The sequence below is a fragment of the Candidatus Zixiibacteriota bacterium genome (assembly GCA_017999435.1).
In the GTDB taxonomy this organism is placed as follows: domain Bacteria; phylum Zixibacteria; class MSB-5A5; order GN15; family FEB-12; genus JAGNLV01.
Window position 1 is genome coordinate 1,165,869 of record JAGNLV010000001.1, and the last position, 11,141, is coordinate 1,177,009.

8 protein-coding genes are annotated in these 11,141 nt (G+C 63.3%); 4 read left to right on the forward strand and 4 right to left on the reverse strand.

Annotated features, from left to right (window positions below; all coding sequences use genetic code 11):
• Window positions 1-124: 124 nt before the first annotated feature.
• The 4 genes from KA261_04915 to KA261_04930 form a co-directional block, all read right to left on the reverse strand.
• Window positions 125-3,724 (reverse strand): T9SS type A sorting domain-containing protein, encoded by a 3,600-nt coding sequence (locus tag KA261_04915; protein MBP7697130.1) that lies wholly within the window; start codon window positions 3,722-3,724, stop codon window positions 125-127.
• A gap of 328 nt (window positions 3,725-4,052) precedes the next feature.
• Window positions 4,053-4,475, reverse strand: a complete 423-nt coding sequence (locus tag KA261_04920) for a hypothetical protein (protein ID MBP7697131.1) — start codon at window positions 4,473-4,475, stop codon at window positions 4,053-4,055.
• A 234-nt stretch (window positions 4,476-4,709) separates the two neighbouring features.
• Window positions 4,710-5,612 (reverse strand): hypothetical protein, encoded by a 903-nt coding sequence (locus tag KA261_04925; protein ID MBP7697132.1) that lies wholly within the window; start codon window positions 5,610-5,612, stop codon window positions 4,710-4,712.
• Between the two features lie 65 nt (window positions 5,613-5,677).
• Window positions 5,678-6,139, reverse strand: a complete 462-nt coding sequence (locus KA261_04930; protein ID MBP7697133.1) for a hypothetical protein — start codon at window positions 6,137-6,139, stop codon at window positions 5,678-5,680.
• 117 nt (window positions 6,140-6,256) lie between these two features.
• On the opposite strand from KA261_04930, the gene KA261_04935 reads away from it, so the two are divergent.
• The 4 genes from KA261_04935 to KA261_04950 all read left to right on the forward strand — a co-directional run bounded on the left by KA261_04935 (window position 6,257) and on the right by KA261_04950 (window position 11,076).
• Window positions 6,257-6,823, forward strand: coding sequence for a sigma-70 family RNA polymerase sigma factor (locus KA261_04935; GenBank protein ID MBP7697134.1), 567 nt, complete (start codon window positions 6,257-6,259; stop codon window positions 6,821-6,823).
• A gap of 46 nt (window positions 6,824-6,869) precedes the next feature.
• On the forward strand, window positions 6,870-7,697 hold the full coding sequence (locus KA261_04940; protein ID MBP7697135.1) for a hypothetical protein: 828 nt from the start codon (window positions 6,870-6,872) through the stop codon (window positions 7,695-7,697).
• Window positions 7,698-7,719: 22 nt separating this feature from the next.
• The gene (locus KA261_04945) at window positions 7,720-10,512 is read left to right on the forward strand and encodes a CHAT domain-containing protein (protein ID MBP7697136.1); all 2,793 of its coding nucleotides are present in this window, start codon (window positions 7,720-7,722) and stop codon (window positions 10,510-10,512) included.
• A 420-nt stretch (window positions 10,513-10,932) separates the two neighbouring features.
• The gene (locus KA261_04950; GenBank protein ID MBP7697137.1) at window positions 10,933-11,076 is read left to right on the forward strand and encodes a hypothetical protein; all 144 of its coding nucleotides are present in this window, start codon (window positions 10,933-10,935) and stop codon (window positions 11,074-11,076) included.
• Window positions 11,077-11,141 lie beyond the last annotated feature (65 nt).

Sequence of the window (11,141 nt, forward strand, 5' to 3'; positions counted from 1 at the left end):
CGCATTCAGGCAATTTGACCGGGAGAAGGCGGCAAACTTCCACCGTATTGTCGCCACCGGCCGGCAAATGAGAAAAGGGCGGCCGGCGGCCGCCCCTTTCGTTTGCCGTTTCCGTGTCCAGCAGCTACTTCAACAAGAGCATCTTCTTCGTGTCGCGGAATGTCCCCGCTTCCAGGCGGTAGAAATACACGCCGCTCGCGACCCGGCTCCCGTCGGAGTTGGTGCTGTTCCACTCGACCGATTGATACCCCGCCTCCATCTGGCGGTCAACCAGCGTCGTCACCGTCTGGCCGAGAATGTTGATCACCTCGAGCCGGACGTGGGTCGCCACCGGGAGCGCAAACTGGATCACGGTCGTGGGGTTGAACGGGTTCGGGTAGTTCTGCGCCAGCTCAAACCGCCGCGGCAGATTCGGCGAACTGGACTTGCCGCCGATCCGGGCGATCATCGACTGGTGCGACATATCGGCCACGAGGCCATCGACCAGCGTCACCTCGCCCGGAACCGTGAACAGCGTCGTCGATCCCTGCGGCAGGTGAACCTCGCCTTGGAGATCGAGCAGGCCGACACGAGTGAGCCCATCGACCGTGCCGTGAACCAGCTCAAGGCCGGTTTCGGTGGTGTTGGCGATGCTGTCCGGGTGATCCGCCTGCAGTGTGATCTGCACGCCCATGAGCGGCTCGGAGGCTTCGAGAATGACCGTCGTCGCGGCGCCATCGAACTCGGTGCGCAGCGAGGCGATCGGTTCCGGGGCCGCCCGGCGGGCCGACTTGACAACCCCGCAGGCCAAGGGAGTCTGGCAGTCGCGGAATATTATGCATATGAGCATGGTTGCATCGCCCACTGTAACCCCACCATCAGCGTTCACATCGGCTTCGTCGAGACACTGCGGCGCCGCACCGCCCCTGAAGAGGTAGGCTATGAGAGAGGTAAGATCGAGGATAGTGAGCTCGGGTGGCCAATCGTGAGTGAAATCGCCCCGCATCACACAGCACGGCGGCTCCTCGCCAATGATGATCTGGCCCGGGCTGAACGCCGGAACCGTCGTATCGCCGGTCGCCAGTACGAAGCGGTAGCGCAGGGTATCATCATCCGGCGCCACGTAAGTGGTCGTATCGATCAGGACCTTTTCGTCGTAGGCGAAGTCTCGCACCGTGAAGTGGATATCCGCCACCTTGCAGGTCTGCGGCACCATCATCGAATCCGTCGAATCCGGCATCGGCGGCGGCTGGATATCCCGATCAACGATGATGATCTGCTGGTCCGGGATGATCCAGGCGGTGTCGACAATAGCGTGGCTGAAACTGACCGAGTCGACCACCACGGCCGCAGACTGGGTCGTGAAGTAGCGCAGGGGGATGGTGAAATCCCTCAGCGTGTCATTGGTGTGCAGGTAAACCGGCACAGTTACGGTGCGCCCCGGCTGCGTGTACTGCGTTCCGACTGTGACTCCGGACTCGACAAACAGCGCCAGCGGGATCGTTTGGATGTGACGGCCGGCGATGTCCCGAAACACCAGCGTGGCGCGGTAGATACCGGGGGCCCACGACCCCGGATCCCCCTTGAGCGCAACCCGGACCGAATCAGGGTTTGTGCCGCTCAGCTTGTCGATCTCGAGCCACTCCACATCGAAGTGCGGTTCCACCGTCCAGTTAAGCATACCGTCGCCGCAGGACGAGTTCACGTGAATCCACTGCGCCGGCGGCATGACGGTCGAGGTATCAGTGGTCGTGAACTCCATGTCGGTCTGGTCGATGTTCATGGGGATATCGATCGTCACGTTGATCGCGACATCGGCGGTGTCCGCGCCATAGCTGTTCTCCGCGATCACCCTGACCGTGTGCGTCCCCTCCGACGGCGGCGTGAAGTAGAGGGTGTCGTTGGCCCAGGTGGCGCCATTGGAGACGGTGACGTTATCCTGTAGATGGATGAGCAGTGGAAACTTCACCTCGGTTGGAAGTTGACAGCCGACCGATGTAAACGATGACGGGTTCTGAATCCATGGGAACCCATACCAACCGCACGCACCCGGGCCGCCGTGGGCACCAAGATCATTGCGAGCACCACCGAGTGATGGCCCGAAGCACACGTCATCATAGGCGGGATCAGGGTTCCCGGCATCGATACAGAGAGAGGGGAATAGAATGGTCAGATCCTCCTCGGCGCAGCCCGACGGGCTTAGGAACACCGGTCCCACATCAATGTTTCCCGTTCCGGGATAACCGCCTTGAACATCGCTAAAAGTAACGGCCACGTTGCCGGATATTTCAGGGTTAGTACCGTTATTGAAGAAGAAGATCGAGTTCATGGCGGCTATGGAGTCGCCGGTGCGGTACAACGCATTCTCAGTATTATTGGCGAATGTGCTATTCTCGATATTAGCGTCGGCCCCTGCAGAATATACACCTGCACCCCACGCGCGATACCCGTTGGCGCTGTATACAGTATTGCACGCAACCACCGTATTGGCGATTGTCAGTTCCCCGTTCTCATGACAGACTCCGCCGCCGTAGCTCATTGCGTTTCTGGCACCCGTAGACGCGTCGACGCGGCTATAGACATAGTTGCCGGAAAATACCGAGTTGGTAATGATTGTTCTCCCACTTAAGTACGCCCCCCCACCCCAAGCATTCACGCCGCATCCAAACGTACAGCTGACGCGTCCGTACAAGTCATTGTTGAATATCTGGCATCGCGTGATCCGGATGAGTCCACTTGCAGTAGAGGCATAGATCGCACCGCCATAGACACTTCCCACCTGGCTGTTGCCTGGGTTGCCCCCGTTGTATTCGAATCTGCAGTCATCTACGATTAGATGCCCGCCCGTGGAGTGGCTTATGATACCGCCGCCGCTCATCCTAGCCGTGTTCGAGTCCACAATACATTCCTGCATGAGCAGGCTGCCTGTCCCCAATTCCGCCCAAATCCCGCCGCCATGGGTAGACGGCGAGCTGTTTCCCACAAACCGACAAGCCCTCAGGCGCAACGTGTCGACGCTCAGCCGGCGATCCAGGTATATGGCACCACCGCCGGTCGGCGACGAGCACCCTCGTATCTCTGTGTTCTCGATTACTTGCTCCGTGTTGATCAGGCGCATGCCGCTGTTCTGGGCACCCACGATCTGGCAATACCTCAGCTGCGAACCGGGCATGGTCGCCTCGAATAGCATCCCTTGCCATCTCTGTGTGCCCGCGCCGGCGAAGAGAATGGTGTCACTGGCTGTGCCAACGGCGGTGAGAATGCCGGTGACTTCCAGTTCGAAGTCGCCATAGAACAGGACCTCGACACCAGGCTGAATCGTGAGGCTGGCCACCGCCAGATTTCCCACAACACAGTAGGGCGACTCCGCCTTGGTCCATATGGCACCCGCCATCGTCCCCTTCTTCGTCGTCACTCCTGGGAACTGCACGATCAGGTCGCATGTATCCGCCCCATATGTGTTGGTTGCGATCACGCGGATGGTGTCTTTGACCGGCATGGTCAGAGTCACCTGGATCGTGTCGTTCGCCCATGTTCCACCGGAGACCGAGGTAGCTCCCGTAATGGGCAACTCAATCACCGCGGTTGGGATGTCGTCAAGCGTCAGATCGATAGGCCCTGGCGGGCAGGTGATGACCGGCGGATCCTGCGCCCAGACGACTTGAGATCCGCCCATCGCCGATGCCAGCAGCACGCTCATCATCAGGATGCCCCGGACAAAGCCGAGGCGGCCCTGCTTCTTCATACACTCCTCCTTGGACCGAAACAGCCGAGGCTGTTCATGATATGATGTGGAATCGCTATCCCCACGTTGAGAACGAGGAACCTGACGTTCGCTAACGCAAATTACCGATCTGAGATCCATTGTCAACACCTCCTTGCCGGAAAATGATTTCTTGCTCGGGATATCGTTCCACCCGCAACCGATCGTGGCGGCGTCGCACCGTGCGAAGGGATTCTGTCGAAATCCGGACCATTGTGGTTCTCCAATTCTGTTTACCGGCCTGTGGTTGATAGGCGAACCACATTGGCGGTCGTTTGTCACGGCCGACCGGAAAAGAACCATTTGCGGGCTACAGACTGGCGATCACGGCCGGCCGAGTCGCCGGCGGATCCGGCGGCTCGACCACGAGAATCGAGACTAGATCTGTCACGGATCCCCTGGCATTGGACACGGTGACCCTGATGTGCGCGACGGCGGCATGCCCTGGAGCGGTCCAGCGCACGCACGCGCTGTCGGCGAAATCAAAGCCGCCGGCATCGGCTTCCCAGTGGATGACAACTCCGGCCTTCCCCATTCGCGCGGTCGCACAGAACAGCAGGAGTTCTCCGCCGGCCGGAACCGAATTGAGGTCGGCTCGGATGGTCCCGCTGTTGGCCGGGATCTCGGCCGGCGTCTCCGGCTGGATAGCCCGGTGATCGCTGCAACCGAAGAATGCCGCCGCGCTGACAGCAGCCAGAACGGCAGCGTGCGTTGTTCGCGAATAGCTGGTCATGGGATCCTCCTTGTCTCTGCGGGTGGGTAGTCACCGGCTTTGATCCTACAGGCGAACGGCGGGGGAAAGGGTTTGCGGGAGAATGTCGGTCGCGCGGGATCAGTTTCCGTTTGGGCGGTTGCGCGCGGGAGCAGAGAGCGACATCGCCCAATAGAACGCCCCGGAGACCTTTTCGGTCCTCGGGGCGTTGCGAGACCCTCCCCTGACAGGCGGCATGGCGACCCCTGTTTTGGTCTAGCGGCTCGGACCGGCCGCTGCCTCGGCCAGCGCGAAACTTTCGATCTGCCGCACCAGGTTGTTGACGGCCGCCCGCAGCGATGCCAAGGCAAGTTCCTGCTTGCGCTTGGCCGTGTCGAATCCGGGCATGGAGCGATGTCCATTGTCCTGCGACTCCGCTGTGCCGGCCCACAGAATCTGCCCCGTCTTCGTGTCCAGCAAACGCAGGGTGAGCAATGCATGACCATCGACATCCCGCCTGCCGGTGCTTTCAAGCAGCGATCCCAGAAGCCCCCCGGACATTGCCGCCAAACTGATCGCGAGCGGGTTGATCTTGGTTTCCGTGATCGTGAAGCCGTCCTGGAACGGCATCTCGACCGTGGATTCCTCGGTCTCGGTGGTCAGGAGTGCCGCTGCGAACCCCAAACCTGCGGCCAGCCCGGCAGTCGTCAGTAATTGTGTGCCCGGATGTTGATCGTAGTACCCGACAAAGTGGTCCACTGATCCGGTGAGAACGGCATCGATCCCCGCGCCATTCAGCGAATCCAGAACCGCCGGGGTGAGAGCGGCTGTCCGGTAGGGAAAGAGCTCCACTCTGTCGAATGACCGGGCCCAGGTCAGGTGATCAGCCACCACCCGGCTGATCTCCCACGCCACAGTGCCCCGGAAGTCTTTGTCCTTCGTCCGGTCGCCGCAGTCTTGAAGCCCCGCACGCTCGCATCCATCCTGGCTCCGCTCAGCAATCTCCCGGGTATCATCGAAGAGCGCGACCGCGACGGCCATCGGTTGCGGGTCGGCCGCCCTGGGTGTGTTTGCTTCCGACATGCGGTAGTCAATTCGGTAGCCGCACCCGGCAGCGGAGAGCGACAGCGTCGCAGTCAAGACCACCGCCGTGATCTGAGTCAGGCTTCTTGCGTTCATGAGAGTTCACTTTCCTCCACAAATGATCGCCCCGGGCCTCCGCCCGGGGCGTGCGGTTCGTGCGTTCAGAAGCTCAGGGTAAACCCGACTTTCACGCCCAGGTCCGAGAAATCCGGCCTGCGGCCGTCGGACCCGATCGTCTCCGCCGGGTTCAGTCCCAGGTAGAGCCCGAGTCGCGACGCTCCGGCATCGTCCGACACGGCGCTTTCGCCTCCGGACGATTGCCCGGCGGCGTCGCCCTCTCCCTCCGTCTCTTCTGCGGGCTCTTCCCGGCCGGTCGAGCTGCTGTCGGCGGGAACCACGTCTTTGTCCTTGCCGCCGCTGTGTTTGACGAGAGCGATGATTCCGACCACCGCCAGCGCCCCCGCCGCGACGGCGAGGTAGGTGCCGACCGGTGTATCGGTGCCGGGGAGCTCATCGCTGTGATCGTGGTATCTGGCGGAAGCGCTTGACGGAATCAGGATGTACGCCGCAAGAGATGCCAGCGTCAGCGCCGCCGCGAGTTTCGGGAAGTGGGTGGGTGTCATGTCTGTGTACCTCCGTTGGAAAGGGTCCCTTGATCGGCAATCCGTCATTTCTTCTCCTCCGGCGAGCGGCCCGACAAAACGTTTGCGGAAGAATCGACTAACGTGTAGATTTCCGCCGTGGCAGGGACAAACCAGGACATCGACGTGATCGACGGCTATCTCTGCGGGGATGCCACGAGCTGCCAAGTCATCGGACGCTACATTAATGCCGCGCTGGGTCCGTTCCGGGAGCGGCTCGGGTATCAGGTTGACGACGTTCGCTCCGATGTAGAAGATGAACTCCGTACGGCGCTGGGGGAGCGACAGTTCCGCGGCGAGGCGCAACTCAAGACATTCGTGAGCCGCGTGGTCAGCCACACCGCGATCGACTATATCCGCTACAATCGCCGCTTTGCCGATGGCGACCCGGAGGAGGCGATCAGACTCCTGCCCGACAAACTTCCCGATCCCGAACGGGAGCTGGAGCGCAACCAGTTGCTGCGCCTGCTGTGGCGGGTGGTGCGGCGGCTGCCCCGGGATTGCGTGAAGATCCTTCGGATGCACGAACGGGATGGTCTGACGTGCGCAATGATCGGCCAAGTCATTGGGAAAAAAGAGGATCGGGTCCGGCGGCGCATGTGGGAGTGTCGCCGCGAGGCCGAGCGAATCCGAGAGGAATTGCTGCGACCCGACAAACGTTTGTGAGCCTGCTTCGCCGGTAGTTCGAGCGTTATGGCGAAGGAGAATATACATGGACGACCTTGGTAACTACGACGACCGGATTGGCAGATACATTCACGGCCGCCTGACCGAAGCGGAGCGGGTGGAGTTCGAGGAAGCTCTGGGCCGGGATCCGTCCCTGGTGGAGGAAGTCGGCCGGGCGCGCCTGCTCGCGGCGGGACTGGCGGTTCAGGCGCACGTCACCGGCGACCACCCGGAACCGTTAGACATTACGGCCTTTGCCCTGGAGCCATCGGAGTTGGACAGCGGTCTCCGCAGCCGCATCGAGGCGCACCTGCGGGACTGTCCGGAGTGCCGCGTGGAAGTGGAGCTGTGTCGGCAAAGCGCCCAGGCGATGGTCGACCGCCCTGTGCCCGCATCGGCAATCCGGCCGAGGTGGTGGGCGTGGCTGGCCGGCGCCCAGCCGCGACTCGCTGTCGCCACCGTGGCCGCGGCGGCGCTGGTGTTGTTCACCGGGCTCTTTCTCGGCAGGACGTTCTTCGCGTCAGCCCCGCCCACGGCCCGGATCGAGCTCTCCGCGGCGTCCGAGCGCGGCGAGCAGACTAAAAACCTCGTCAGGATCGGCGCCGGCAGCGAACTGGTTTCGCTTGAGTTTCTGGTGCCGTCGCGCGAGGGCCGCCGTTATGACCTCGTATTGGCCGATGGCGCACAGAATGAGATTCTCACCCTGCACAACCAGCTCCACCGTATTCCGTTCTCGCTGGCCGTTCCGGCCGCGTATCTGGCCGCCGGATCCTATGAAATACTGGTTATTGAACAGGTCGATGCATCACAACCCATGGACACGCTTGCACCCGATACCTTCCGCATCCGTTTCGAAACCGCGCCGGCTCGATGAGGGAACCGTAAGCCGAGCGGTCGTGGCTTGCGCGTGTCTGATCCTCTTCACCGCCGCGGTTCTTACCTCGCGGAATGCGGACGACCAGCCGGCCGCGCCCGAGCCGCCGAGACTGGCGGCAATTGCCGCGGCCCGGGACAGCGCCGCTTTCGACAGCGCACTCGCCGTTGATGCCGCCGGTGTCCGACGATACCTGAAGACGGCTGTTACAGACCTCACGCGGCGCGCTGCCGAGGGAGCCGATGCCGCCGGCGGCGGCGAGAGTCTGGGTGTCAACTGGCTGGTGGATCGCTACACGGGAGTCACTTCTGTCGGCGACCTGTCTCGACAACGGGACCTGCTGTATGCCTGGGGTCCGGCTCAGGCAGCCGCGAAGACCACGTGCGATTCTCTCTTCCGCCGGGGCAACCGGGTCTTCCAGCGCGAGCGCGATGACGGCCGGGCGGGAGCGGGGGCGCGGTTTCTGTCCCTGCTCGACACGCTGGCGGCCCGATACGCGGCTCTCGGCGATGGTCCCGGGCGGGCAGCCGTGTGGTCGTATCGAGCCGGCATCCTTGAGCAGGGCGGCGACCTTGCCGTCGCGATCGCAGCGGCCGACAGCGCCCGCGCGCTGGCCGAAGCCTTTGACGCACCCGATCTCCTGGGCGACGTCCATTTGCGCCGGAGCGAAATCGCTCTCGTGCGGCAGGCCGACTACCTCGCCGCCGGCCTGCACCACCGGCAGGCTGTCGAGGCCTTTCGGCGCATCGGCGATCAACGCCGGATTCTGACCGCCGCGCTGCAGCAGTTCTATGCCCTCCACCAGCTGAATCGGACCGAGGAGGCCCTGAGAGCCGTTCGCGAGGCCATGCAGTCGGCCCGGCATCTCAACGACCGGCGGAGCGAATCATACTGCGCCCACGTCATCAGCGAGTGTCTGTTCGACCTTGGCGACTTCGACTCGGCACTTACCTACAACGACCGCTGCACATCGCTGCGGCTCCCCGTCGATATCGCTCTCCCCCGCCCAAGCGCTCTGAGCGACCTCGGCTACGCGCTCGCCACCCGGGGGCTGGTTCTGCATGCGCTTGGACGGACCTCCGACGCCCGGTATTTCTACGAGTGGGCCGATTCGCTCTTCTCGAAGGCCGTCGATACCCTGGGGCTGTTCCTCAGCGGCGGCCGGCTGGGGAACCTGTTGCTCGACGAAGGCCGCTGGGAGGACGCCGAAGGCGTGTTCCTTCCCATCCTGGCCAGGGCCGGGAAGTTCGAGACGCGGCTGGCGGCCGCTTACGGCCTGGGAGTCGCAGAGTACCGGCGAGGACGACCCCAGGAAGCACGCATCTATCTCCGGGAATGCGTGAGGCAGTGCGAGCAGATGCGCGGGCGGCTGCCCAGTCCGGACCTTCAGTTGGGAATGCTCGCCGACAAGGCCGGCTTCTACGATCTGCTGGTCGTGACATTCCTGGAGGAGTACATGGCCGGCGGGAGCAGCGCCAGCCTGGACTCGGCGCTGGCGTACCTCGACCTTGCCCAGGCGCGCTCGCTGGTCGAAAGCGCCGGGGAGGCAGTCGGCAGCCCTTGTCCCGAGGAGAACCGGCTTCTCTCTCGCCTTTCCGACCTGCAGTTCAGCCTGCTGGTGGACCGCGATGATCCGGCCGGGCTCGGGAGGTCCCAGCGGGCTCTCGAGGATTCGCTCTTCGCCGCGCGGGTCGAATGCGCCGCCGTCAGCCCGTCCGACAGCCACCCCCCGGCCCTGCCGACCAGTCGAACCCTCTGCTCAACGGTTTTGCCCCGCGATCTGGTGCTCTGCTGGGTGCTGTCGCCGGCGGGGACGTTCGCTATCGCTCTATCGGCCGACACAGTCGTCGTGCGGCCGCTGGCGGCATCGCGCGACGAAATCGCCGAACTTGTCCGGGAGTTCGTCGCCGCCGTGGCGGCCTATCCAACAGCCCGAGACTTCCCGGAAAGCCCGTACCACGCTCCCGGGCGGAAGCTCTACGACATCCTGCTGAAGCCCTTCGTCAACGAACAGGACACGACCCGCCTGACAGTTATCGCCCCGGGTGCGCTCGCCGGCCTGCCGGTGGGCGCACTGGTTGATGCGCACGGCCGCTTCGTGGTGGAGAGCCGGGAAGTTGTGTACGCGCCCGCTCTGTCGATGTTGGCTCGGCACCCTGAGGAAGCGGAGCGGTCCGATCCCCGCCGCATGCTGGCTTTCGGCGACGCCCGGTACGACGACAACTCGGTTCTGTCCGGACTTCCCTTCTCATCCGAGGAGCTTGACCGCATCAGCCGGGTGTACGGCGCGAACGCCTCGGTCTATGCGGACTCGGCGGCCACCGAGGCGAATGTGCGGCGCACCGCCGATAGCTGGACGGGGATTCTGCACTTAGCAGTTCATGGGTTGGTCGATCCCGACGACTGGTCGCGTTCGGCCCTGAGCTTTTCGTTCGACTCCGACGGCCGGGGATCGGGCCTGCTTCACGCCTCGGAGATCGCTCACCTGAATATTCCTGCGGCCCTCGTGTTTCTTTCCGCTTGTGAGAGCGGCTCCGGGAGGCAGATTGCGGGCGAAGGCGTAATGAGCCTGGCGCGATCATTCCTGGCGGCCGGCGCCGGCTCCGTGATATCGACCCTCTGGCGCGTCGATGACCGGGCCTCTGCGGAATTCGTCGGGCAGTTCTACGACCGAACGGCCGCCGCGGCGCCGCCCGCGGAAGCGATCGCCGAGGCGCAACGCCTGATGATCCATTCCGATCGCCCGCTCTACCGCCATCCGTATTTCTGGGCTTCCTACGTGCTTACCCAGACGGGCGCTCGGAAGACCAAGTAAGAACAGTGCGCGGAGTCGCTCCGGGTGACCTTGCCCGGCCTCCGGCAGACCTGCATGGTCGGCGGCTCTCTGCGGGGGCACATTCAGGACCCGTCTTATGACTCGCAGGACGGCCGTGTGGAGGTCGGCTCGCCCCGCAGCACTCCCGGAGCGGCCCAAAAACCCTTGCGATTTGACTCGCCCGGCGCTATCTTCGAACCCGGTGGCGGCGCTAAGCACAGCCGATCTGGAAGAGGTTCGGTTGGGGAGACAACACGGCGTTGTGACACGGCGATTGAAGGCTATCACCGATGAGCGGAGTGGGACGACGGGGCGGCGAGCTTTTCATTGTCGAAAACGGCGATTCCGACCGGAAAGCCTGGCAGTGTCTCCACGACTGGGCCGAGACAGCTGACAAGCTCGATAGTGCGACGGGGTACTGTGAGATCGGCGCTCTCCCTGGACGGTATCGAATGCTACCCGAATGTCGAGGTCACGCCGAGCGTGACCGTCTCCCTCATGGCCGAGATCGACAGAGTGATCGAGGCCCGCGGCGGCTTGCCGGGGGCGTTTAAGGCGGACTAGCGGGGCCGCACACTATCGGACTGGAACGCGGGCATTCTCCGGACAGCAGGGGGAGACACAACGAT